24 protein-coding genes are annotated in these 25,356 nt (G+C 36.9%); 20 read left to right on the top strand and 4 right to left on the bottom strand.

Annotated elements, in window-relative coordinates; genetic code table 11:
• Window positions 1-9: 9 nt before the first annotated feature.
• From N6H18_RS06335 to N6H18_RS06320, 4 genes are read right to left on the bottom strand one after another with little or no spacing between them, the layout of a single operon-like run.
• Window positions 10-423 carry a cytochrome c maturation protein CcmE gene (locus N6H18_RS06335; protein ID WP_262310999.1) on the bottom strand — a complete coding sequence of 138 codons (414 nt, stop codon included), beginning with the start codon at window positions 421-423 and terminating at the stop codon, window positions 10-12.
• A 1-nt stretch (window position 424) separates the two neighbouring features.
• The gene (locus N6H18_RS06330; protein WP_262310998.1) at window positions 425-679 is read right to left on the bottom strand and encodes a CcmD family protein; all 255 of its coding nucleotides are present in this window, start codon (window positions 677-679) and stop codon (window positions 425-427) included.
• A 7-nt stretch (window positions 680-686) separates the two neighbouring features.
• Window positions 687-1,346: a cytochrome c biogenesis protein gene (locus tag N6H18_RS06325; protein WP_262311589.1), complete on the bottom strand. Its 660-nt coding sequence runs from the start codon at window positions 1,344-1,346 to the stop codon at window positions 687-689.
• Between the two features lie 10 nt (window positions 1,347-1,356).
• On the bottom strand, window positions 1,357-2,022 hold the full coding sequence (locus N6H18_RS06320; protein ID WP_262310997.1) for a heme exporter protein CcmB: 666 nt from the start codon (window positions 2,020-2,022) through the stop codon (window positions 1,357-1,359).
• 116 nt (window positions 2,023-2,138) lie between these two features.
• Between N6H18_RS06320 and N6H18_RS06315 the strand changes: the two genes are divergently transcribed.
• From N6H18_RS06315 to N6H18_RS06220, 20 genes are all read left to right on the top strand, one after another.
• The gene (locus N6H18_RS06315; protein WP_262310996.1) at window positions 2,139-3,146 is read left to right on the top strand and encodes an NAD-dependent epimerase/dehydratase family protein; all 1,008 of its coding nucleotides are present in this window, start codon (window positions 2,139-2,141) and stop codon (window positions 3,144-3,146) included.
• Window positions 3,147-3,156: 10 nt separating this feature from the next.
• Window positions 3,157-4,020, top strand: a complete 864-nt coding sequence (rfbA, locus tag N6H18_RS06310) for a glucose-1-phosphate thymidylyltransferase RfbA (protein ID WP_262310995.1) — start codon at window positions 3,157-3,159, stop codon at window positions 4,018-4,020.
• Window position 4,021: 1 nt separating this feature from the next.
• Complete coding sequence (gene rfbC / locus N6H18_RS06305) at window positions 4,022-4,585, top strand: dTDP-4-dehydrorhamnose 3,5-epimerase (protein WP_262310994.1); 564 nt, start codon at window positions 4,022-4,024, stop codon at window positions 4,583-4,585.
• Entirely contained in the window at window positions 4,578-5,519 is a 942-nt protein-coding gene (locus tag N6H18_RS06300; protein WP_262310993.1) for a UDP-glucuronic acid decarboxylase family protein, read from the top strand. Before rfbC ends, N6H18_RS06300 begins: the two co-directional genes overlap by 8 nt.
• A gap of 2 nt (window positions 5,520-5,521) precedes the next feature.
• The gene (locus N6H18_RS06295; RefSeq protein WP_262310992.1) at window positions 5,522-6,769 is read left to right on the top strand and encodes a nucleotide sugar dehydrogenase; all 1,248 of its coding nucleotides are present in this window, start codon (window positions 5,522-5,524) and stop codon (window positions 6,767-6,769) included.
• Between the two features lie 273 nt (window positions 6,770-7,042).
• Complete coding sequence (gene cysC / locus N6H18_RS06290; RefSeq protein WP_262310991.1) at window positions 7,043-7,645, top strand: adenylyl-sulfate kinase; 603 nt, start codon at window positions 7,043-7,045, stop codon at window positions 7,643-7,645.
• Between the two features lie 159 nt (window positions 7,646-7,804).
• Window positions 7,805-8,710 (top strand): sulfate adenylyltransferase subunit CysD, encoded by a 906-nt coding sequence (gene cysD / locus N6H18_RS06285; RefSeq protein WP_262310990.1) that lies wholly within the window; start codon window positions 7,805-7,807, stop codon window positions 8,708-8,710.
• A gap of 103 nt (window positions 8,711-8,813) precedes the next feature.
• Window positions 8,814-10,109: a sulfate adenylyltransferase subunit CysN gene (gene cysN, locus N6H18_RS06280; protein ID WP_262310989.1), complete on the top strand. Its 1,296-nt coding sequence runs from the start codon at window positions 8,814-8,816 to the stop codon at window positions 10,107-10,109.
• A gap of 9 nt (window positions 10,110-10,118) precedes the next feature.
• Complete coding sequence (cysQ, locus tag N6H18_RS06275; protein ID WP_262310988.1) at window positions 10,119-10,892, top strand: 3'(2'),5'-bisphosphate nucleotidase CysQ; 774 nt, start codon at window positions 10,119-10,121, stop codon at window positions 10,890-10,892.
• A gap of 34 nt (window positions 10,893-10,926) precedes the next feature.
• Complete coding sequence (locus tag N6H18_RS06270) at window positions 10,927-13,458, top strand: SLBB domain-containing protein (protein ID WP_262310987.1); 2,532 nt, start codon at window positions 10,927-10,929, stop codon at window positions 13,456-13,458.
• A 1-nt stretch (window position 13,459) separates the two neighbouring features.
• A complete protein-coding gene (locus N6H18_RS06265) occupies window positions 13,460-14,560 on the top strand; it encodes a Wzz/FepE/Etk N-terminal domain-containing protein (RefSeq protein ID WP_262310986.1) in 1,101 nt (366 codons plus the stop codon).
• A gap of 686 nt (window positions 14,561-15,246) precedes the next feature.
• A complete protein-coding gene (locus N6H18_RS06260) occupies window positions 15,247-16,545 on the top strand; it encodes a flippase (protein WP_262310985.1) in 1,299 nt (432 codons plus the stop codon).
• 131 nt (window positions 16,546-16,676) lie between these two features.
• On the top strand, window positions 16,677-17,621 hold the full coding sequence (locus tag N6H18_RS06255) for a glycosyltransferase family 2 protein (RefSeq protein WP_262310984.1): 945 nt from the start codon (window positions 16,677-16,679) through the stop codon (window positions 17,619-17,621).
• A 19-nt stretch (window positions 17,622-17,640) separates the two neighbouring features.
• Window positions 17,641-18,489 (top strand): glycosyltransferase family 2 protein, encoded by an 849-nt coding sequence (locus tag N6H18_RS06250; RefSeq protein WP_262310983.1) that lies wholly within the window; start codon window positions 17,641-17,643, stop codon window positions 18,487-18,489.
• 10 nt (window positions 18,490-18,499) lie between these two features.
• On the top strand, window positions 18,500-19,621 hold the full coding sequence (locus tag N6H18_RS06245) for a glycosyltransferase family 4 protein (RefSeq protein ID WP_262310982.1): 1,122 nt from the start codon (window positions 18,500-18,502) through the stop codon (window positions 19,619-19,621).
• Window positions 19,614-20,753 carry a glycosyltransferase family 4 protein gene (locus tag N6H18_RS06240; RefSeq protein WP_262310981.1) on the top strand — a complete coding sequence of 380 codons (1,140 nt, stop codon included), beginning with the start codon at window positions 19,614-19,616 and terminating at the stop codon, window positions 20,751-20,753. The genes N6H18_RS06245 and N6H18_RS06240 overlap by 8 nt, the downstream gene beginning before the upstream one ends.
• Window positions 20,754-20,833: 80 nt before the next feature.
• Window positions 20,834-22,117 carry a hypothetical protein gene (locus N6H18_RS06235; RefSeq protein ID WP_262310980.1) on the top strand — a complete coding sequence of 428 codons (1,284 nt, stop codon included), beginning with the start codon at window positions 20,834-20,836 and terminating at the stop codon, window positions 22,115-22,117.
• The gene (locus tag N6H18_RS06230) at window positions 22,114-23,178 is read left to right on the top strand and encodes a glycosyltransferase family 4 protein (protein ID WP_262310979.1); all 1,065 of its coding nucleotides are present in this window, start codon (window positions 22,114-22,116) and stop codon (window positions 23,176-23,178) included. Before N6H18_RS06235 ends, N6H18_RS06230 begins: the two co-directional genes overlap by 4 nt.
• Complete coding sequence (locus N6H18_RS06225; protein ID WP_262310978.1) at window positions 23,168-24,196, top strand: acyltransferase family protein; 1,029 nt, start codon at window positions 23,168-23,170, stop codon at window positions 24,194-24,196. Before N6H18_RS06230 ends, N6H18_RS06225 begins: the two co-directional genes overlap by 11 nt.
• Entirely contained in the window at window positions 24,193-25,323 is a 1,131-nt protein-coding gene (locus N6H18_RS06220; RefSeq protein ID WP_262310977.1) for a glycosyltransferase, read from the top strand. Before N6H18_RS06225 ends, N6H18_RS06220 begins: the two co-directional genes overlap by 4 nt.
• Window positions 25,324-25,356 lie beyond the last annotated feature (33 nt).

Raw genomic sequence — 25,356 nt, 5'->3', positions numbered from 1 at the left:
AGGGGAAAATTAAACGTCGTTCACTTCGATGGTTTCTTCCTGGTATTTGGAAGGGCACTTCATCAATATTTTGGATGCGAGAAAATGGTCGTTTTGGAAGTTGCCCACAACAACCACTTGTTCAGAACGTAGAAAGTCCGCTGGCATGGGTTCATTGAAATACACGCGTTGCTCTTCGTTGTTGTTGTCCACGAGGATAAAAGAGAAGGCCAGTTTGTTGGGAGAATCTTGGATACCGACGATCTCTCCTTGCGCATCTTTTTTGAGTTGACCCACTACGTGTATTTTTTTGCTGTCACCCTCGTGCGCCATTTCTTTGGCTTCTGCAAACCCTACATAAATGCTGGCATCTCCAGCGGTAGAGATGATCACCATAATGGCCGCTGCGATCACTACGATTCCAAAAATATGAGACTTCTTCATATCAATCCTGCTTTGCTGTCAATTCCTTTTCCAGTTTTCCTACCTTTTTGTCCAGACGGACGAGGTAAATCACCATGGCTGCAAAGATGGTCATTACTACCGCAACTACTACGTAAATCTTGCCGCTTTGTCGCATGGCATCTGCCATTTCAACACGCTCATTGGTGTAGTCGCCTTCGGTGACTTGGTATTTTTCATCTTGGGCTGCAGCCTGCAGGCTCAGTGTGAGGAGGAGTACAAAAAGTAATTTTTTCATGTGATCATCAAAGGTCTTGTGTGAGGCGAATGTCTTGGATACGAATCTTGATCGAGGCAAACCATACGCCCATGAGTGTCCAGCCGACGATGGCTGGGTAAAATATCATTCTTAGTTTTCCGTCTAGGTCAAAATAGTTGAAGCCTGGGTTGCCACCGTTGCCTGGATGCATGGAGTCGGTCAGGCGCGGTAGGATGAACAGCAGCGGGATCATCGCGAAGTACGCGAAGATGTTGTAGACCGCAGAGATTCTGCTGCGCTGTTGGGCGTCCTCGAAAGAACTGCGGAGGATGAAGTAGGCAAAGTAGATCAGCAGTGCAATCGCAGAAGCGTTTTGCTTTGGGTCTCCACTCCAGAACTCTCCCCAGGTGTATCGAGCCCATACCATGCCAGTCACGATACCGAGCACACCGAATAGACAACCTGCTTTGGCATACGCTTCGGCCCGGATGTCGAAGTGCTCATTTTTGCTCGACAGGTATTTGAGTGAGTAGATCAGCGACCCTGTCAGCAGGATGATCATACCAAACCACATGGTGACGTGGTAGTACAGGTTTCGAATGGTCTCGTTGAGGATGGCGAGACGGGGAACCTCCATCAGTAGCCCGCCCAAGAGTGCATAGGCTGTGAGTAGGACGCCCAAGATTTTCCACCAAGATTTTTTAATTGAAAACATATTAGCTTCTCCATAGGTAGGGAAACAGCAGATAGGCCAGTGTCCCTACGATTATATCAATTGCGAGCAAAGTTAGTAACTCATCGAGACTTTCGGAGCGTGCAATCCCATCTATTGCATTTCGCGAAAGCTTGATGATCATCAACAGGATAGGTATGATGACAGGGAAGGAAAGAATGGCCATGAGCATGCCGTTGTTGTCGGCCTTGGAGGCGATCCCAGACATCAGCGAGAGTGTCGTAGCGAACCCAACCGTACCCGCTAATATGATGAGTACAAAGAAACCAGGATCTTGGACACGATTGCCGAGCACGAGGCTAAATACACCGAAGGCCATAATAGCAAGTAGCACGAGCAAGCCAGAGTTGTAGATGATCTTGGAGAGGATGATGCTTTGTGGGCGGACTAGGTTGAAGTAGTAGAGTTGCCGACCTTCCTTTTCTTGTATGAAACTCTTGGCGACCGTGCTGATGGAGGTGAACAGAATGATGATCCAGTAGAGCGCATTCCAGCTGAACTGATCAACTCTAGCATGGAGTACCTCGAAGGATAGGTAACAAATAAAGATGGTAGAAAAAACATAAAGCAGAATGCCGTTGAGGGCATATTTGTGCCTCCATTCTAGAATCATATCTTTCCACAGCAAGGCTTTTATCTCTTTGAACATAACAGATTGCAAATTTAGAGCAAGTTTTACTATAACTTTTCACTTTGATAATGTTAAAGCTTTGGATTGCGGGTCAATCCCCTTAGCATTGTATTTATTTAGTCAAATCGAAATAAATGGAGACTGTATTAGTAACTGGTGCTGCTGGTTTTATTGGTTTTCACCTCAGCAAAAAGCTGTGTGATGAAGGGTATAAAGTAATCGGAATAGATAATCTCAATGAATATTATGATGTAGATCTCAAAAAAGCTAGAATTAAAATACTTCAGGATCTGTCATCTTTTACATTTTATAAGGTAGACCTGAATGAATTAGCTCTCGGAGATGTTTTCAAAAGTTGTAAAATTGATGTAGTAGTCAATCTTGCAGCACAAGCAGGTGTTCGACACTCTATTGAGTGCCCTGATGATTATGTTTCTTCTAATATTTCTGGTTTTGTTAAGTTAATAGAGCTTAGCAAGCAGTATAAAATTAGGCACTTTATGTATGCGTCTTCTGCATCAGTATATGGAGCGAATAAGTCCATTCCATTCAAAACCACTGATTCGACAGATCACCCGATATCACTATATGCAGCATCCAAAAAGTCAAATGAGTTAATAGCGCATTCTTATTCTGCATTATTTGGATTACCAGTCACTGGGCTAAGGTTTTTTTCTGTTTATGGACCATATGGTCGTCCAGACATGGCATTGTTTAAATTTACCAAGGCGATTTTAGAAGAAAAACCAATGGATGTTTATAATCATGGTAAAATGAAACGATCATTTACTTTTGTAGATGATGTTTGCGAAAGTGTTTTTAGATTAATCAATAAGATACCAAGAAACAATGACAATTGGGATGGTATTAATATGAACCCTTCCTCCAGTTTTGCTCCTTATAGAGTGTTTAACGTTGGAAATGACCAGGTTGTAGATTTAGTATATTACATAGGTCTTATCGAAAACCGGCTCAATAAAAAGGCAATTATGAATTATTTGCCAATGCAGCCAGGTGATATTTCAGAATCAAAACCTCATTTGCAAGATTTAGTGGATGAAATAGATTATAGACCATCTACTTCAATAGAAAAAGGGATCAATGCATTCATTGACTGGTACAGAGAATATTACAAAATCTAACCAAAAATACATGAAAGGAATTATACTAGCCGGAGGATCTGGAACCAGATTGCATCCGTTGACTTACGCAGTGAGTAAACAGATACTACCTGTTTATGACAAACCCATGATTTATTATCCATTGTCAACTTTGATGTTGGCTGGGATTAGAGAAATTCTTATCATATCTACCCCAAGAGATCTTCCTTTGTTTCGGGATTTATTGGGAGATGGCAAGAATCTAGGATGTAATTTTGAATATGCAGTTCAAGAGAAACCCGAAGGTTTGGCACAAGCATTTATTATTGGCAAGGACTTTATCGGAAATGATAAAGTTGCGCTGGTCTTGGGAGACAATATTTTTTATGCTTCGGGTTTATCTAAAAAATTACAAGCAGCTAGTGACATCACTGGAGGACTTGTTTTTGCCTACCATGTCAACGATCCTGAGCGCTATGGCGTAGTTGAGTTTGATCAAAATAAGAAGGCGATATCAATTGTTGAAAAACCAGAAAAACCAAAATCACATTACGCAGTGCCAGGGCTTTATTTTTATGACAATCAAGTAGTTGAAATCAGCCAATCGATCAAGCCTAGCCCTCGTGGTGAGTTGGAAATCACGACCGTCAACAATGAATATTTGAAAAAGAATCAGCTGAGCGTAGAGATACTAGATAGAGGGACTGCTTGGTTAGATACGGGTACTTTTGCATCCCTCATGCAGGCGGGTTCTTTTGTACAAGTCATCGAAGAGAGACAAGGATTGAAGATTGGATGCATCGAGGAGGTTGCTTATAAAATGGGATTTATTGATGCCAATCAGCTAGAGAATCTGGCAATTCCTTTGATCAAAAGTGGTTATGGAGAGTATTTGATGAATTTGCTGAAAAGATAGAATGGAAATAAAAGAAACAAAACTGATAGGAGCATATTCCGTTCAGCCCAAGCTATTTCGAGATAATAGAGGCTATTTTTTTGAATGGTTTAGTGCCAAGAAGTTTGAGCAGGAAACAGGTATCAAATTTACACCGATCCAATTCAATAGTTCCAAATCCACTAAAGGAGTTTTGCGTGGTTTACATTATCAAGAAAATCCCACAAGCCAAGCCAAGCTGGTTGGGGTTACTCAAGGTACTATTCAAGATGTCATAGTAGACTTGAGAGTTGGATCCCCTACTTTTGGAATGCATCATTCAGAAATTCTTACAGAGCAGAGTAAAAATCAATTGTTTGTACCCAAGGGTTTCGGACATGGTTTTTTGGTATTGTCAGAGACAGCAGAGATTTTTTATGCTATCGATGATTACTATTCCCCAGAGCATGAAGGTGGTGTGATGTACAATGACCCAAGCCTCGGAATCCAATGGGAAATGGAAGAGAAAGATATTGTCCTATCTGACAAGGATACAAAATACGAACTACTTACTAACAGAACTTTTAATTTTCAATACAATGGCTAAGAAAAGAGTACTCATTACGGGAGGAGCAGGTTTCCTTGGATCACACCTTTGTGATAGATTTTTGAAGGAAGGATGTCATGTAATTGCCATGGACAATTTGATAACAGGTTCTTTGGAAAATATTCAGCACCTGTTTCACAGAGAAGATTTCGAGTATTACAATCATGATGTATCGAAATTTGTTCATGTACCTGGAGATTTGGATTACATCATGCATTTTGCATCACCAGCTAGTCCAATAGATTATTTGAAGATGCCTATTCAGACCCTGAAGGTAGGTTCTTTGGGAACACACAACCTTTTGGGCTTAGCCAAGGCCAAAGGCGCAAGGATGCTAATCGCTTCCACCTCTGAAGTATATGGGGATCCTCTGGTACACCCTCAGACTGAGGACTATTGGGGTAACGTCAATCCTGTTGGGCCTAGAGGTGTATATGATGAAGCCAAAAGATTTCAAGAAGCAATGACGATGGCTTACCATACTTTTCATGGAGTAGAAACTCGTATTGTTAGAATATTTAATACCTACGGCCCAAGGATGCGATTGGATGATGGACGTGTGCTGCCAGCATTCATTGGTCAAGCATTGAGAGGGGAAGATCTAACGGCCTTTGGCGATGGGTCTCAAACGAGATCGTTTTGCTATGTCGATGATTTGGTAGAAGGGATATATCGTCTATTGTTGAGCGATTGTGCAGATCCAGTCAACATTGGTAACCCAGATGAAATCACGATCAATCAATTTGCGGAGGAGATTCTAAAATTGACGGGAAGTAAATCTAAGATAATCTATAAGCCTCTCCCTACAGATGATCCAAAACAACGTCAGCCTAACATTACGAAGGCCAAAGAGGTGCTGGGATGGTCTCCCAAATTTTCGAGAAGTGAAGGTTTAAAGCCTACATTGGAGTATTTTAAAGATAAAGTTAAGTGAGCATGAGCTTGAAGGTTGGGATTATTGGTCTAGGATATGTAGGATTGCCACTCGCAGTGGCAGCTGCTGAAAAATATCCAGTGGTAGGTTTTGATATCAATATCAAACGCATTGATGAATTGAAGAAGGGGCATGATAGGACGGGTGAAGTGACCGCAGAATTGCTTTCATCTTCTCAAGTTAGTTTTTCGTCCAATCCAGACGATCTGGCCTCCGTCAATTTCTATATTGTCACGGTGCCCACTCCGATTGATGAAAACAATAATCCTGACCTTTCACTTATAGAAAAGGCATCTACACTGGTAGGAAAATACCTCAAAGAGGGAGACATAGCTGTGTATGAGTCAACTGTGTTTCCTGGTTGTACGGAAGAAATTTGTGTACCAATTTTGGAAAAGCAATCTGGGTTAAAATTCAACGAAAATTTCTTTTTGGGCTACTCCCCAGAAAGAATCAATCCAGGAGACAAAGACCGTGGTGTCAAGGAAATATTGAAAGTAACAAGTGGTAGTACAGAAGCCATTGCTGATCAAATCAATGATTTTTATGCTTCTTTCATCACTGCGGGGACACATAAAGCCTCATCTATCAAGGTAGCAGAGGCGGCCAAAGTGATAGAAAATGCACAGCGTGACATCAACATCGCATTTGTGAATGAGCTTTCTTTGATATTCAATAGATTAAACATTGATACACACGAGGTATTAGAAGCGGCAGGAACTAAGTGGAATTTTCTTCCTTTCAAACCTGGCTTGGTGGGAGGGCATTGTATTGGCGTAGATCCATATTACTTGACACACAAGGCAGAGAGCGTTGGGTATTTGCCAGAAGTGATTTTGGCAGGACGTAGGATCAATAGCAACATGGGCAAGTATGTAGCTCAGTCTGTGATCAAATTGATGACCAAGCGCAAAGTAGAACTAGTCGGTGCTAGGGTTTTGGTATACGGTATTACGTTCAAAGAAAACTGCCCTGATGTCAGAAACACCCGTGTCATCGACATCATCAAAGAACTCAATGAGTACAACATCGTAGTAGATGTGTATGATCCATTGGCAGACAAAGAGGAAGTCAAAGAGGAATATGGTATTGAATTGATAGAAGGACTAGGAGGTAAGTACAGTGCCCAGATCATGGCAGTGGCCCATACAGCATTCAACAAAATTGACTGGAAATCACAAGCAGCAAGCAGCATTATTTATGATGTAAAGGGGATTCTTCCCAAGGAACTTGTCTCAGGGTCGCTTTAGAAACCAAGTCGATTTCTTCATTTTGAATAATCTTACTAGTTTTACGCCGCACTTAACCCTGCAAACAAAAGTATCATGAATGAAAAATGTCTTTATAAGTATCATGAATCAACGACTTGTTGTTGTCTCTATGCATGAGTGATACTTATCATTCAGATTTATTCAGTAATAGCATACAATAAACATTGGTAGGGTTAGATATTCCAAACATCTTTTTGAGGAGAGTTTCTCAGTTTTGAATGCTGACACTATATAAAAACACGGTTTCTTATCATGACTGAAAATATTATTCCTCATAGTCACGCGATCACACAGCAGGATCGAATCAAAAAACTGGGGTACAAGCCCCAATTGATTTGGTTTGTAGGCCTGTCTGGATCTGGCAAATCCACATTGGCTAGTGCCCTAGAGGAAAAACTGTTTGCAGAGGGGATCAATACTTACATACTAGATGGAGATAATATCAGATCAGGATTGAACAAGGATTTGGATTTCTCTGATGATAGTAGAAAGGAAAACATCCGGCGCATTGCAGAAGTGTCCAAGTTGTTTGTGGATGCTGGAATTGTCGTGTTGACAGCTTTTATCACGCCCTTCGAGGACGAACGAAACAAGATAAAAGCCTTGATAGGTGTGGAAAATTACACCGAAATTTTCGTGAATTGTCCGTTGGAAGAATGCGAAAAGAGAGATGTCAAGGGGCTTTATGCCAAGGCAAGAAGAGGAGAAATCAAGAACTTTACAGGAATTGATTCACCTTTTGAAGAACCAAAAAACGCAGATTTAAACATCCCTTCTCACCAATTGAGTATTGAGGAGGGAGTTCAAAGAATATATGATCTAGTGAAAACCAAGATTGAAGTAGGAAGAATGTAGTTGGAAGACGAATGAGTTTCCTAAAAGGGTAATGTTTAATATTTCATTTGATTTAATGAATATGATGGCATTTAGAAATAATATTAAGTAGAATTTGTGTCTTCAGACTTCGGTCTTTTGACTAGAAACGATTTTTGAATAAACACTTGACGATACAAAATGTCAAATTACAATCTCACACATATTAAAGAATTAGAAGCAGAGGCGATTTTCATTTTGCGCGAAGTATTCGCACAGTTTGAAAACCCTGCAATTTTGTTTTCAGGAGGAAAAGATTCCATTGTGGTCACTCACTTGGCTAGAAAAGCCTTTTTTCCATCTAAAATACCGTTTCCATTGGTTCATATTGATACAGGGCACAATTTCCCTGAGACGATGAAGTTTAGAGACGAACTAGTGGCAGAGCTAGGCGCTAAACTGATCGTGGGATCTGTGCAAAAGTCAATTGATGATGGCGAAGCGATCGAAGAAAAAGGAAAAAGTGCCAATAGGAATGCTAATCAAACAGTCACCCTACTAGGAACAATCGAGGAGCATCAATTTGATGCTTGCATCGGTGGTGCCAGAAGAGACGAAGAAAAGGCAAGAGCAAAAGAGAGGTTCTTCTCTCACAGAGATGAGTTTGGTCAGTGGGATCCGAAAAACCAGAGACCAGAGTTATGGAATATCTTCAATGGCAGACAGCATCAGGGAGAGCATTTCAGAGTATTTCCATTGAGCAATTGGACAGAAATGGACGTGTGGCAATATATATTGTCAGAAAATATCGCGATTCCTTCTTTGTATTTTGCACATGAGAGAAAAGTGATCAGACGAAGCAATACTTGGTTGCCAGTATCGGAGTTTATCCAAATAGCTGATGACGAAGAAATCGTCACCAAGCAAATCAGGTTTAGAACATTGGGAGACATTACCATCACAGGTGGAGATGAGTCTAGTGCTGATACCTTGGCTAAAATTGTTGACGAGGTAGCTTCAGCTAGACAAACCGAACGAGGCAATCGTGAGGATGACAAGCGCTCTGAAACCTCAATGGAGGACAGAAAGAAGCAAGGGTATTTTTAATATTTTACCATTGGCTTTCGGTACATTTTCGCCTAAAGCTGGAATAAAAAAATCAGTAAATTAAGTCATTGGGTCATCCCAAATGGCTCACAGCAAAGAAGTTATGTCACAGCAAGATAATATCATAGAAACACACGATAACAAGGGCTATCTCAACATGGAGCTTTTGAGATTTACCACTGCAGGTAGTGTAGATGATGGGAAGAGTACATTGATTGGTAGACTATTGTATGATTCAAAATCAATATTCGAAGACCAACTCGAACAAGTTGCCAAATCAAGTGAGAGAAAGGGACTAGAACACACGGACCTGGCACTTTTGACAGATGGATTGAAGGACGAGAGAGAACAAGGTATCACGATCGATGTAGCCTATAGATATTTTGCCACACCCAAGAGAAAATTCATCATCGCAGATACTCCAGGTCATATCCAGTACACCAGAAACATGGTGACGGGTGCTTCGACCGCCAACTGTGCTTTGATTTTGATAGATGCCAGACATGGAGTGATTGAGCAGACAAGAAGACATTCGATCATTGCTTCTTTGTTGCAAATCCCTCACGTCATCGTATGTGTCAACAAGATGGATTTGGTAGATTTCAAAGAAGAGGCATTTGCCAAAATCAAAGAAGATTATGAGGCATTTGCATCCAAGCTGGATGTCAAAGATGTTCGTTTTATTCCAATCTCTGCTCTCAATGGAGACAATGTCGTCAACAGAAGTGAAAACATGGATTGGTACGAAGGATCTACCTTGTTGTACACGTTGGAAAATGTACACATCGGTAGTGATCATAATCACATAGACTGTCGATTCCCTGTACAAACTGTGATCCGTCCAAAAAATGACAAGTACCATGACTACAGAGGGTATGCTGGTCGTATCGCAAGTGGTGTATTCAAGCCAGGAGATGAAGTAACCGTGTTGCCATCGGGCTTTAGTTCCAAAATCAAATCCATTGATACATTTGACGGTGAAGTTGCGGAGGCATTTGCACCTATGTCTGTAGCGATTCAATTGGAGGACAATATAGACGTCGGACGAGGAGACATGATCGTCAGGACCAACAATATGCCCGAGCCTACGCAAGACATCGAGGCGATGCTATGTTGGCTGAACGCTACGGGTCCAAAACCAAAGGGAAAGTATATTTTGCGTCACACAACTTCTGAGGCAAAGACGATGATCAAAGAGATTCGCTACAAATTGGATATCAGCACTCTGCATCGAAATGAAGAAGACAAGGATGTGAAAATGAACGACATCTGTAAAGTGATGTTGAGAACGACTAAACCAATTTTGGCGGACTCATATAAAAAGAATAGAAATACAGGTAGCTTAATCTTGGTAGACGAAGGAACCAACGAAACAGTAGCTGCTGGAATGATTGTTTAATCAAGACAGATGGAATTAAAACAACTATTAGAAATAGCAAAGACTGCAGCTACAAAGGCTGCAGTTTCTGTTTTAGAGATATACCAAAGTGGAGACTTTTCAATTGAAGCGAAGGCTGATGATTCTCCATTGACTCTGGCTGATAAGGCATCACATTTGGCGATTGTGGCAGAGTTGGAAAAAACACAGATTCCGATTTTGAGTGAAGAAGGAGCCAAAATTGAGTTTAGCGAACGCAAAGAATGGGAATACTTTTGGATGATTGATCCTTTGGACGGCACCAAGGAGTTTATCAAACGAAACGGCGAGTTTACAATCAACATTGCTCTGATACATGGTGGCAAGTCAATACTTGGCGTGGTACAAGTGCCAGTCCGAGATGAGTTGTATTTTTCCATTCAGGGAGAAGGTGCTTTCAAAGAAGCAAATGGAAAAATCAATGAACTCAAAATAAATAAAATCAGCATGGCGGATTCTGGCTTGAGAGTTGTTGCTTCTCGTTCACATTTGTCCGATGAAACGCAGCGCTTCATGGATGGTCTCAATTCACCAGAAATTGTCAGTATGGGGAGTTCGTTGAAGTTACTGGCTGTAGCAGAAGGGACAGCTGATTTGTATCCACGTTTTGCCCCTACTATGGAGTGGGATACGGCAGCAGCCCAGGCAATAGTAGAAGCAGCAGGCGGTTCAGTTACAATTCAAGGAACCAATAAACCAGTAGTCTACAACAAAGAGAATTTGCTAAATCCACATTTTTTCGTGTCTTGTGAATTGAAAAATTAATATGTTCTAACTTGCGGTGAATTTAAAAGACAATATGAGGCGTATTTCTATAATTATTCTATTCTTTGCTCTCTCTATTGGGTACGAGGTAAGTACTCAGGCACAGAATATATCAGATCTTCAGAATTTGCAGAACCTTGATATCGACGAGCTCACGCCAGAACAGATGGCCGTACTGGTCAAGAGACTGGAATCCAGCGGTATGTCTGAGGAGCAACTGGTGCAAATGGCTAAAATGCGCGGCATGTCTGAGTCAGACATTACAAAACTGCGTGGAAAAATACTACAAGCACAAGCCACAGAGTCAACTAGTCCCGCTATGAGTGGTACTAGGCTAAGAGTAAATCCAATAGATGAAGCAGTAGTAGATGAATTAATGCTTCCTTTCGAACAAATGCTTGAAAAGGAGATAGAAGATTCTTTGAAAATACACGAAGATGGGCTGGAGGTTTTTGGTTTGAAATTTTTTCGTGAATCAGAGCTGACTTTTGAACCCAATCTGAATGTGCCCACGCCTGCCAACTATACGCTAGCCCCGGGTGACGAATTGTATATAGATATTTGGGGTGCTTCGGAGCAGAATTATCAATTGACGATCTCGCCAGAGGGCTCAATTAGAGTTCCTGGTATTGGCCCAATACTTGTCAGCGGACTAAAAATGGATGAAGCCAAGTCAAAAGTAATTGCTAGACTCAAGAAAATATACAGTACCATAGGTAGGAGTTCCTTTGCCGATGTTTCGCTAGGGCAGATCCGTACCATCAGCGTACATGTGATAGGTCAGGTGCATAAGCCGGGAACCTTTACTATGAGCTCATTTGGTACTGTCTTTAATGCGCTTTATAGCGCTGGAGGGCCAACAATTAACGGATCTCTTCGTCAGATAGAAATTTATCGTGATAGGGAGTTGCTTTCTTCGTTTGATGCATATGCCTTTTTTATTAAGGGGTTAGGAGAAAATATTACCCTCAAGGATCAAGACGTAATTATTGTGAAGCCATATATCAATCGAGTGAGGCTTCAAGGGGAAGTAAAACGAGCAGCAGCCTACGAGCTGATAGATGGGGAATCGTTTGAAGACTTGCTCTATTATGCAGGAGGATTATCTAAGAACGCCTACGATGGTACAATGAATGTAATTCGTACAGAAGGGAATTATAAAACCGTCAAGTCTATTGCAAAAGAGAGTCGTGGGACATTCACAATGAAGAATGGAGATGAAATTTTTGTTCCGAAAATTTCAGATGAGTTTAAAAGAAGAGTTACAATAGAAGGATCAGTACTTAACCCTGGAGAGTATGAATTGACCGATGGGTTGACATTGCTCCAGTTGCTCAACCTTGCAGATGGATTGCGTGGAGATACATTTATGGAGCGTGGAGTTATTATAAGGAGAAATGAGAATTTCTCTCTATCCAATTTGTCCTTTGATCCCAAGAAAGTTTTAAGTGGAGAAGAGAGTATCGTATTGCAAAACAATGATATTGTTAAATTCCAATCTATCTACTCACTGAGAGAGTCTTATACCCTGACCATTGAAGGAGAAGTAATAAATCCAGGAATTTTTGAGCACGTTGATAACATGACAGTGGAAGATGTGATATACCTATCTGGTGGTTTTAAAGAATCAGCTGCCCGCTCATTTGTAGAGGTAGCACGACGGATTCATCCTGATAGTACAAGGGATACCAACCTATCCGCAGAAATTTTCAACTTCCCTATCAGCAAGAATTTAAATTTATCTCAAGAGGCTTCTTCTTTTAAATTGGAGCCTTTTGATCTCATTGTGATACGCAAAAGTCCCTTCTTTCAAGATCAAGAAATTGTAGAAGTGGAGGGAGAGGCAAAGTTTCCAGGTAAGTATTCAATGAAAAGAAAGGATGAGCGGATTTCGTCACTATTGAGTCGAGCAGGTGGGTTGACTAATTATTCTTATCCCAAAGGGGCAACTTTGATCAGGAGAACCGAATATTACAAAGCACCAAAAAAAATGGATGCTAAAGATGCAGAAGGAAAGGTTATCGCAGATGTGCATACTGATGATGATGCCTCAGAGATACGTCGCAAAGATTTGACTTATAGGTTTAGAAAGGAAGGCTTTTCATTCAGTGATAGTCTTGAGATTTTCCGTCAACAGGAATCTATAGGAATCGATCTAGAAAAGATATTAGAAAACCCAGGATCAAAATATGATTTGATCTTAAAAAAGGGAGATATTTTGAGTATCCCTAGGGTCTTTCAAACAGTTCGTGTCAGAGGAGAGGTCCTTTACCCAAGCAATATACAACACAACAAGGGATCCAAACTTAAACACTATGTTTCAAGTGCCGGTGGATTCGATCAAAGAGCTAAAAAGTCTAAGTCATATGTGATCTATGCCAATGGCTCTGCTGCACAAACCCACAGCTTCTTGTGGATTCGAGATTATCCAAGAATAGAGCCAGGGGCAGAGATTGTTGTTCCTCAAAAACCAGAGCGTCAGCCTATGAGCCCGCAAGCTTGGGTTGGGATCGCTTCGGGTATAGCCACTATTGCACTAGTAATTAGCCAAATTACATCCAATTGATATGGTAGAAGAACAAGAAAAAAGAAGGAGTAGTGAAGATGAAATCGATCTTATAGAATTAACTCGAAGTATTTGGGCAGGTAGACTGTTCATCGCCAAGGTTACAAGCGTATTTATCATTATAGGGCTGATTATTGCTTTTACGAGTCCCGTAGAGTATGAGGCTACATGTAAATTGCTGCCAGAAAGCCAAGAAGCACAGATGCCCAGCTTGGGAGGTTTAGCAGGCTTGGCGGGCTTGGCAGGAGTAGATTTGAGCAGTATGGGAGGCTCGTCGGGCGTAATGACCCCACAGCTTTATCCCGAGATTGTCAATAGTTTACCTTTTATATTGGAGGTAATGAATGATACGATTTATTTTGAAAGACAAGATATTCATGCAACTTCATTCAACTATTTTAAGAACATAGTAAAGCCCTCTGTGATGGGCTACATCTTGAAGTATACTATTGGATTGCCTGGGTTAATATTTAGTAATAAACCTGAAGATATAATTAGTACCAAAGATGATTTGTCTTTTTATCGTATTTCTAAGGAAGATTGGAGACTTATTGAAAGTTTCAAAGAACGTATAATCTTGGAGATTGATAGTGAGACGGGGATAGTTGAAGTTATGGTTGAAATGCCTGATCCATATGCAGCTGCACAAATTGCGAAGAAAATTGAACTGATGGTCACGGGAGCGGTTGTTGAGTATAAGACGGGAAAATCGCTAAAAAATCTTGAATTCATTTTGGAGGCACACGATGAATCAAAAAGAAAATATGAGTCAGTGCAATACCAATTGGCACGATCTACAGATAGGAATAGAAATGTGAATTCAGCTACTGCACAAATTGAGCTCAAAAAATTAGAGTATGAGTTTAATTTGGCCTATGAAGTTTACAAAGGTCTATCATCACAAGTGGAGCAAGCCAAAATAAAGCTGAAGGAAGAAACACCGGTGTTTACAGTATTGGAACCAGTAAGGATACCTGGAGATAAGAGCAAGCCCAAAAGAGCAGTCATTTTAATTGTTCTCATGGTCATGGGATGTATGATTGGAACAATCATCTTGTTTTGCAAATTTATTTTAGTTGGAAAAAGGGGGAGATCATTTTAATTTGATAGTATGAAAGTTATAATAGTAGAAAGCTTAATGATTTGATTGGAATATCATCACTTTTTGTATAATGAAATCAATCTAAATCCTTGTTTGGTGTTTTAAAAAGTCTGCATTTTCAAAAAGAGATTGCATTCAAGCAAAGTTTGTTAGAGTATTGAGTGATTCTGTCTAATTCTACTACTTGTGAGTCTACTCAATATTGATTTAAAAGTGTTTAGTATCAATTGGTACTTTCCAATATAAGCTTAATAAATACGTTTACTTAAGTATTTAGAATTCAGTTTTATACTGATTCTGTTGGGCAGGTAGGACAAGAATTTCATTTGCTTTCAACTTTGATTGGCCTAAAGTTTACGTTTGTAGATATTGAAATACACGATATTATAATATCTAAGGATGTTTAATTCCAACTCATTTGATTTGCATTAATTGTGCTGTATATACCGCAGTAGACAAAGCTAAAGAGGAACTAGATTTAGAAAAAATCAATGTATCATGTATTGAAAACATAGTGCATGCCTGTAATTAAAATGGCATTACTCTAATTCATATGTCTACCGATTTTGTTTTTGATGGATCAAGAAATCTACCAATTTCTGAAGGTGAAGGTGTAATCCTTTAGGTGCTTATCCAAAATATAAGATGAGAGTGCCCCCAAAGCTGAAAAATGAACTAAACAAAAAATGTCTAGATTGAATTTTTTTTTATCAGTTCCAACTATTGGGAAAATATTTGGTTCGAGGGATAATAAAAGGCTTGTTAGTAATTTTTTATCTCTAAGTGTACTACAAGGGGCAAATTATATATTGCCTCTCATCACTATTCCATACTTAGTTAGAGTACTTGGAGTTGATAGGTTTGGATTAATTTCATTTGCTGTGGCAACAATTGCTTATTTTCAAATTGTTATTGATTATGGTTTTAATTTAACTGCAACAAGAGATATTACAATTAACAGAGATAACAAAAGAAAAATATCGGAAATTTTTAGTGCAATTATCACAACTAAATTCATTTTGACTTTACTGTGTTTTGTTGTCTTGGTAGCCATGGTAAGCCTTTTTTCAAAATTTCAAGTAGAGAAGGAAGTATATTTCCTTACATTCTTGATAGTAATAGGTCAAGTTATATTTCCAACTTGGTTGTTTCAAGGTATGGAAAGTATGAAGGTAATAGCTTTGCTTAATCTTTTATCGAAGGGTCTATTTACGATACTAATTTTTGTTTTTGTAAGAAATAGCAATGATTATCTATTTGTACCATTATTTACAGGGATGGGATCTGCATTGAGTGGAATCATTGCATTGGTCATTTCTTTAAAGTGGTTAGATTTTCCACTTCGTTTGCCTTCTAAGGATTTAATAATATTTCAGTTAAAAGATGCATGGCATATTTTCATAACTAACGTATCAGTAAGTATCTATACGATAACAGTTGTTATGATTTTAGGAATACTTACCACTAATGAAATAGTCGGTTATTATGCAATTGGATTTAAACTTATTGGAGCAATGAAAAGTTTAAATGGACCAATTTCACAATCTTTGTTTCCTTTTGTGACTAGGAAGGCGCAACAATCAAAGGCAGCAACCTTGAAATTCTTAAAGAAATTGACTGTTTCTTTGGGTTTTCTCATGCTTCTTCTTTCGGCTATTGTTTTCGTTTTTTCTAAGGAGATTGTAGTGATTATTTTTGGATTGGAAGGAACAAAGTCTATTGAAGTAGTTCGTATTCTGGCTATTGTACCTTTTTTAGTTACTCTAGATACTATGCTAGGCACGCTAACAATGATTGTTTTTAACAAAAAGAAGGAGTATAGTAGAATAATTATGTCTGCTGGGGTGATTAACTTGATTATGTCAACAGTCTTAATATTATTGTATAATCATATAGGAGCTTCATTTGCTGTTTTGATTACAGAAATCTACATTACATTGCGAATCTTTTTATACACCAATAACAATGAATTAAAGGTGTTTTAATTGTAAAAGTATGGCAGGTGAAAGAAGGCACAATAGATTGTAGTTTTTACCAATTACTAAAACTACAATTTAAGCAAACATCGAGTTTAATGGCTTAAATGGAGGGGTCATTTTTTATAAAAACTTATAGAATGAGTAGAGAAATGAAAAAAATAGCTTTGGTAATTCCTACATGTGATAGAGCCTCAATTTTGAAAGAGAATATTGAAGCAATACTTGATGAGGTAAAAGATAATAATATACCAATATATATATCTGATGATAGTCAGAATGACGCTACTTTGATAGCAATTTCTGATTTGAGAAAACTGTATAAAAACATTTTCTATTTTAAGAATGATCCTTCGCTAGGTCATGATAAAAATTATATACGCACATTAAAACTGGCACAAGAGGATTATGTGTGGTTTTTAGGTGACGCTGTAAAAATACGGAAAGGATATCTAAGTCAGGTGGTATCCATTATTCAGAATAATTATGATTTTGTCTCAGTAAATACCTTATCAAGAAATTTACATTTAGACTCTTCAATTTACCAGGATGGCAATCTACTATTAAAGAATCTTGGATGGCATTTGACTTTTTCAGGATCTACCATATATTCTAAAAATTCTTTGGAAAACATTGATATGATTGATTTGAAATCGTGTAAAAATTTCCCTCAAATATCCATTATATTTAGAGATTTTATAAAGAATAATTACAAGTTGTTCTGGTTTGGGGAAAGAGTGGTAGAGGTTAACAGTAAAAAGAAATCTAGCTACTGGTCACAAGATGTTATGGATGTTTTTTTAAAAGACTGGAGTAATGTAGTTTTAGGATTACCTGAAGATTACGCATTGACGGTTAAGAATGAAGCAATAAAAAGTCATACTATAAATAGTAATCTCTTTTCTATAGGTTATTTGGTTTTTTTAAGGATTAATGGCTTTCTAGACTATGAGAAAATCAAAATGTATGGAGAATTATTAAAGAAATACGGTCAAGTTAATTATAACTTAACGTGCTTGATTTCAAGAATGCCTCCAAACCTATTGAAGGTGCTGAGAAAATTATATTTGCATTTTTCTAGTTGAAGCAGGCTTAGTTTTGAATATGATAAAAATCACGTTTATAATCCTTCATTATCAAACCATAGATGATACAATTGAATGTATAGACTCTTTACATTCAATTGACAGCACAGGTCTTGAATGGAATATTGTAGTAGTCGATAATTGTTCTCCTAATAAAACTGGGCTATCTCTGAAAGAGAGATACCAGAGTGAAAGAGTTCATGTTATAATTTCAAACGCAAATTTGGGCTTTGCTAGAGGTAATAATTTAGGATGCAAGTATGCTTTGGATCATTTCAATCCTAATTTTTTAATAGTGACTAATAATGATATTGTTATTAATCAAAATAATTTCTTTCATCTCCTAATAGAAACATATAGGACGACAAAATTTAATATTCTTGGACCCGACATTATATCCTTAGTTGACGAAAAACATCAGAGTCCAGTTGGTGGGGTAATAAACTCTAGGAAAAAGATATTAAAAGTGGGACTGATAAACATATTTCTATATCTATCGAATATTTTATTTTTGGATAAGTATATAAGTATTTTGCTAAACAGTAGAAGGGCAGGAGCAGTTGATGAAAGTAAAACGGGGGGTAAAAAATTGCATGGTGCAGCATTAATTTTTCATGAATCTTACTTTAAACGATTTGAAAGCGTCTTCTTTGAAAGGACATTTATGTTTGTAGAAGAGGACATCTTGTACCATAGATGTGCTACTCATAATTTAAAAATGATTTATGATCACGAGTTAAAAGTGTATCACAAGGAGGATTCTGCTACCAATAGTGTGTTGGTAAAAGAAAGGGCAAAGAGAAGGTTTGTATACAAAGAGTCCATAAAATCATTGTTTGTCTATTTTGTCTATTTTCATAAAATATAATTGATCAGACATGCACAAGGTTTTGTACGTAATGTCATCGGATTATTACAGTGGGGCAGAAATAGTTCTCTTTAACCTATTAGAAAATAACGAAAAGGTTGCTCCAATTATCCTTTCGGGTAGAGGTAAAGTTATCGATAGAGCTAAGGCTAATAAAGTCGAATTTTTTCAGACCAAATATTTAGACTCTTTTAAGTTTATGAGAGTTAAAGGGTTTAGGAGACTATTCATGGGCATTAGAAACTCTATATGCTTGAGTATAGAAGTTATTAGACTAGTGCAAAGCCAAAAGGAGATAATAGCAATTCATTGTAATAACAATAAGGTTTCTTTTTATTGCCTATTTTCAGTTGTGTATTTTTCGTTATTTAAACGAAATTTGATTAGGGTTCGCCACAATCATGACATCTCCTATATTGGTATACCTAAAAAAGTCAGGCCCCTTCTTGATTTCATTTTTGGTTCTTTTTTTAATATAATTATAGTTCCCTCACAGGCTACAAAAAATCAAATAAAATGGTTTCAATCTAAAGTGACTGTCTTATATAACGGTTTTTTTCTATCTGACTATATGGAGGTTCCTAAACTAATCAAACGTGATGAAACTAATGATTTGATTCTAGGGATTGCAGGTAAAATTTCAAAGGAAAAAGGTCATCTACTGTTATTAGACGTCATGAAAGAACTTCATGATAAGTCAATAAAGTTAAAAATTGCTGGATTGGTTGAAGAGGAGTTTAAAGAAGAGTTTTTGTCAAGACTCGAGGACGCAGGAGAAAAGGTAGAGTATTTAGGGTTTATTGATACGATGTTTGATTTTTATAATAATATTGATGTTGTGATCAATGCAACTTCTAAAGAATTATCAGAGCCTTTAGGAACTACTCTCATAGAAGGGCTAATGCATAATAAGATATTAATTGCATCCAAAGTGGGTGGCAGTACAGAAATAATAGAGGATAAGGTTAACGGGTTTCTTTTTGAAAATAAGCAAGAATTGATCAGTATATTACTTGAGATTACGAATAATAGAGTGGAGTATGTAGATGGGGATATACTTGAAAAGAAGCTCCCCAGTAGATTTTATGGAGAAAAAATGGTAGAAGATTATAATTACCTACTACATGTCTAAGATATTGTTTATTCAAGTTGCACTTCCATGGTTCAGAGTGCCATTGTTCATGACTTTAGCGAAGGATTTCGAGATTGATTATTACTTATTAAATAAGAGTGAAGTAGAAGGTATTTATGAGATCGATTCTTCTGAACATGATGATTATGAGAGGCTGAACGTTATTTCTGGCTCTTTTTCTTATTTGTCTTTAGTTAAACAGTTGAGAAATGGAAAGTACGATATTGTTGTACTTCCAGCTATGGATAATTTTAGAATAATTGGTTTCAATATAGTTATTGTGATATTATCATTTTTCTTCAATTTCAAGAAGGTCTATTTCTCACTAGAATGGTTTAGTGAGAAATACAATGAACTTACTCCATTGGTAAAGAAGGTTTATAGAAAAATAAAGGAGGCAGTCGTTGGCTTAGTTCTTCAGAAAATCAATCATATAATTGCTATCGGTTCTAGGCCCTTTCAACATTTACTGAACTTGGGAGTAAATAAAAGCGTGTTATATATGTCTCCAAATGTGAGCGAAATAACTGAGGATGGTGGAATAGATGTTCAACAATTGAAGGAATCTTTGTCAATACCAAATAATGCTAAAGTAATATTATACTTAGGAAGAATAATTGAGAGAAAAGGCTTATCAATATTAATTGAAGCTTTTCTAAACACAGTGGTCAATAACGCTTTTTTGGTAGTTGCAGGAGGTGGAGATTTGAGATATATAGAAAAGTGTAAGGCATTAGCGTCTAGTAGTGAAAATATTAAGTTTGCAGGTAAGGTCATGCCCATAAATAGGTGTAGTTTTTTCGAAATGGCTGATATCTTTGTTTTACCAAGTATTCCTATTGATAATAATATGGAACCTTGGGGTCTAACAGTCAATGAGGCATTTCAGATGAATACGCCTGTAATTACGTCTGATTGTGTTGGGGCGGCATTTGACATGATAGAACAAGGTGTGACGGGGTATGTTTATAGCGCATATAATATTTCACAGTTGAGGGAATATATCGATATATTACTAGCAAATGAGGAGCATGCAGTACAAGTTGCTCAGAATGCACGCGCTTGCTTTGAAAATCAATTTTCTTATAAGCAAATGCATATGGTTTTTGCTCGAGTTTTTAATAATTGTTGATAACAGTCATCACTAGTTTTCGGCTATACCATTTTAAAAATTTCTTATGATCCATAAAGTGAATTAAAGGGAGCCGTTTTATGAGTAATTTTACATCAAATTTTCATCCAGGTTCTTCAAAGAGGTTATATAATCTAGTAAGGATTTGGTTTCCTTTTTTGTTTATTTCTAGTGTTGTAATATTCCCCTCAGTAAAAGGTACAACTCCGGCATATATACTTTCGTTTATATCCTTCCCATTTGCATTAAGTTCGTTTTATAGGCTACAATATTTTTTAACTTTTACCAAGATATTTCTTTTATTTTTTAGTTATTATTTAGTTGGCCAAATAGGGGTAATTCTTTTTGATGTTGCACCACCTAGAAATCTAGCACTAATTAATTCAAACGCTAGTAATCTATTCTTAGAAACTAGTCATTTGACGCAAAGTATTTATTTATTGCCAGGTTTCTTTTTATTTCTCTTTATCAGGTATTATTGGGAAGATCGATATTTCAAATATGTAAATGTAGGCATTGCATTATTATGCTTTTATGGTATGTATGAATGGGTATTTTATTTTTTGTTTCACAAAAATGGTGATTTTCTTTCTAATAGATTATTTGGTTCAGATGAGGATTCTATTGGTTCCTTTTTTCAGACCCTTTCATTTTCGGGAGTTAGTGTGTTGAGAATGAAAAGTCTCACAGGAGAGCCATCAATGTTTGCGTTTACTCTACTTCCTTTTTGGGCTTTTTACACCAAGACTAAACAGTCATTTATGATGTACTTAACTTTAGCTTGTTTGGTGTTATCGACATCTACTTCTTCCATTCTAGGCTTTTTAATATTTTTTATTTCAAATTTTTCATTCCAGTTTAAGCGAACAATTTCAATAAGGAAGATTGCAATATATATGTTCTTTCTGGTTGCCATTATTTATGTGGGATACAAAGCTTGGGAAGTATTAGGTACTTTATATTGGTTTGTTTTCGATAAGATTACATTGAAACATGTTTCTGGTGTCGTCAGATTCAGTTCAGTTGTAAATGCTATTAATTACTGGTATGAGCTACCATTCTTTAGTAAATGTTTTGGAATAGGATTTGGTACAATAAGGACAACTGATATGACATCTACCTTACTGGTTAATACTGGTTTTTTGGGGCTGATTATGTTTGTTTTATTGTTTAGTGTGCCAATAATTCGAATGAAAGGAAAATCCTTGGAAGAGTTGGGTCTGAAAAGGGCATTACTTATAATTTTAATAGTCTCAATGATATCAGTACCAGAGTTTTCATATCTGAGTCTTTGGTTTTTTTTAGGTCTGGCTTATCCATTTAACTCAGAAACCACAGATTCCTCAAAAATTATCAAAACATGATAGTTATAAACGCACGATTTTTAACCCAAAAAATTTCAGGTGTACAGAGGTTTGCCATAGAAATTTGTAAGGAGCTTGTTAAAATCAATGTAGAGGTCAAGTTAGTTTCTCCTAAAAACATAATTCATTCAGAGTTATTCGATTTCTTCAAATGTGAGGTGGTCGGTACTAACACCGGATACATCTGGGAACAAATAGACTTGCCTATATATTTGAAAAGGCATGAGGGTCCTTTACTATTAAATTTGTGTAATCTAGCACCAATATTCTACCGCAATAAAGTATCAATCATTCATGATATGGCTGTTTTTGCTAATGCTTCTTGGTTTAGCTGGAAGTTTGTGTTGGCTTATAGATTTATGATTCCAATAATTGCTAGAACCTCTAAAAAAATAGGAACAGTTAGTGATTTTTCAAAAAGAGAGATTATTAAATTCTTGAAAGCACCTTCTGATAAAATATTTATTGTTTCCAACGCCGTATCAACCAATTTTGAATTGGAGCATAAATTAGAAAAGGGACTAATTGCTGAAAATTATATTTTGACAGTCGGGTCTTTAGATCCAAGAAAAAATCTTTTGTCACTAATTAAAGCATTTAATAGCAGGAAAAACAAAAACACAAAACTGGTTATTGTTGGATCAACAAACAATGTGTTCAAAGATCAAAAAATATCTGAGTTGATCAAGGAGAATGATGCTATAGTATTATCTGGGTATGTTTCAGACACTGAATTGATTAACCTTTATAAAAACGCATCTGCTTTTTTCTATTTATCACTTTATGAAGGTTTTGGAATTCCTCCATTGGAAGCGATGACTTTTAAAATCCCCTGTGTTGTTTCAAATATTGCTGTTTTTAAAGAAATATTTGAGGACGCTTGCTGTTATGTTGATCCCTTGGATATACCACAAATAACATTTCTTTTTGATAAAGTGATGAGTAATCCTAGTAACCAGGTAGAAAGCTATAACAGAGTTTTGAAAAAATATAGTTGGCAAAAATCAGCTCTTTCGTTAGTCTCTCATTTACATACTCAATACAGGATAAATGAAGGATAGATATAACTATTTAGATGCAATAAGAGGGATAGCAGCATTATCAGTTGTGCTTTTTCACTATACTTTAAATGTAAGATCTGAAGTGGAATCTAGTCTATTTGGTCACTATTATTACCTGCTATTAGACGACTATTTTGATTTAGGTAAGTGGGGAGTCATAATGTTTTTCATGTTGAGTGGGATGCTTATACCATATAGTATTAAGGGGGATACATTATTAGATATAAAAATTTTCTCAATAGGTAGATTTTTTAGACTGTACCCAGTTTACTGGATTTCAGTATTGATTGGAGGAGTGATTTTTCATAAAGAGATAAGTGTGATTTTAGTTAACCTTTCTATGTTTCAGCAGTTCATAGGAATTGAAAACGTTATAGGCTTATATTGGACTTTGCAGATAGAGCTTATTTTTTATTTTTTGATAGCTTTTGGATTCTATTTTAAATGTCTTAAAGAAGAGAGAAATCAATTTTATGCGGCAGTTTTTTTTATGATGATTTCTCTTGTGTTTGCTTTTTTGAGGTATTGGCTTGAAATGAAACTTCCGATTGCAGCTCCCTTAGCAATTTCGATTATGTTGTTTGGAACGATTTGGAAACGACATGTTTTGGATAGAAGTATTTTGGCAAAAAAATATGTGCGAAAGTATATTGTGTTTTTCGTGCCGGCACTTATTCTTACTTGTCACTTTGGTTATAGTTTAGATTTTGGATACAACGAAAACCCAGTCAAGTATTTTTTAACTTATTCATTGGGTGTGTTATCATTTTGTGTTTTGTCAGATAGAGTCAAAATAGGGGGTGCTTTTTTTGTTTATTTAGGACGAATAAGTTATTCTCTCTATTTGTTTCATCCGATTATATGGGAACTTGTGGAAGGCATGAATTTTAAATCTATTCTTATTGAGATTTTTGTTTCAATCATTCTAACAATTTTTGTTTCACATGTTCTATATGAGTTGGTTGAAAGGACGTTTATAAAAATAGGAAAAGCAGTAGTAAATACATTGAGCAGATGATTGATGTAAGTAAAATCGCGATAGTTCACGATGATCTCATGCGGAGAGGTGGAGCTGAGCAAGTTGCTTTAGCGTTGCACAAGACTTTTCCCGATGCACCTATATATACATTGTGTTATCAACCAGAATTGACCTATCCAGAATTTAAACTTGCAGATATTCGGACTTCTGTTTTTCAAAAAATGGTGAAGACAGAAAAGTGGATGAAATTGCTTTTTTATCCATTTGGTTTTTGGGCGATGCGTTTATTGAAAGTTAGAGGCTATGATAAGGTTATTTTGTCTTCAACATATGCTTCTAAATATGCCAATATTGAAGAGGGAACCAAGATTATTAACTACTGCCATAATCCTTTCAGGTTGGTTTGGTATCCAGAATCTTATCCAGAAGTAAAGGAGGCATCTTTTATAAAAAAGCTATTGTACAATATCGTGATTTCTAGATTGAGATCAATTGATTATAAATATTCTAGAAAAAGTGATTTGACAATAGTCAATTCTAAAGTAGTTCAGAAACGGATTGAAGAGATATATGGATTGACTAACGCACCCGTGGTAAATCCACCTGTCAATTTGGAGAACTTTATACCTATTGAAAAAGGGGCTAAAAGCGATAACTACTTAGTAGTTAGTCGCTTTGAGTATTACAAAAGGGTAGATTTAGTGATAGATACATTTAATGCTTTGAATCTTCCTTTGGTAATTATTGGCAATGGGACTTTAAAAGCGGAGCTGATGGCAAGAGCGAATAAGAACATTATTTTTAAGCATAATCTTTCGAAGGAGGAGCTGCTAGAAGAATATGCTAGAGCTAAAGCACTTATTTTTCCTCAAGAAGAAGATTTTGGTATTACTCCATTAGAAGCAAATGCCTCAGGTACTCCAGTGATCGCATATGGAAGAGGTGGAGTCACAGAAACCATGATCCCATTGAATCAGCAAGAAATGAATAGGAATGCAACTGCTGTTTTCTTTGATGAGCAAAATACCAAAAGTCTTACTGAGGCTATTATGCACTTTATAAATAACGAGAAGCATTTTGAGGAGGAAGTGTTAGTTCTCAATGCTTCTAAATTTTCTATCGATTCTTTTTCAAATTCTATTATTTCGTGGGTTAATGATGTATGACGAAAGATTTCCCTATCTTCGCAATCTAGCTAG

This window comes from Reichenbachiella agarivorans (assembly GCF_025502585.1).
GTDB classification, from domain to species: Bacteria; Bacteroidota; Bacteroidia; order Cytophagales; family Cyclobacteriaceae; genus Reichenbachiella; species Reichenbachiella agarivorans.
Note: the sequence above shows the minus strand (reverse complement) of the source record. Positions and strands in the feature narration are given on the sequence as shown.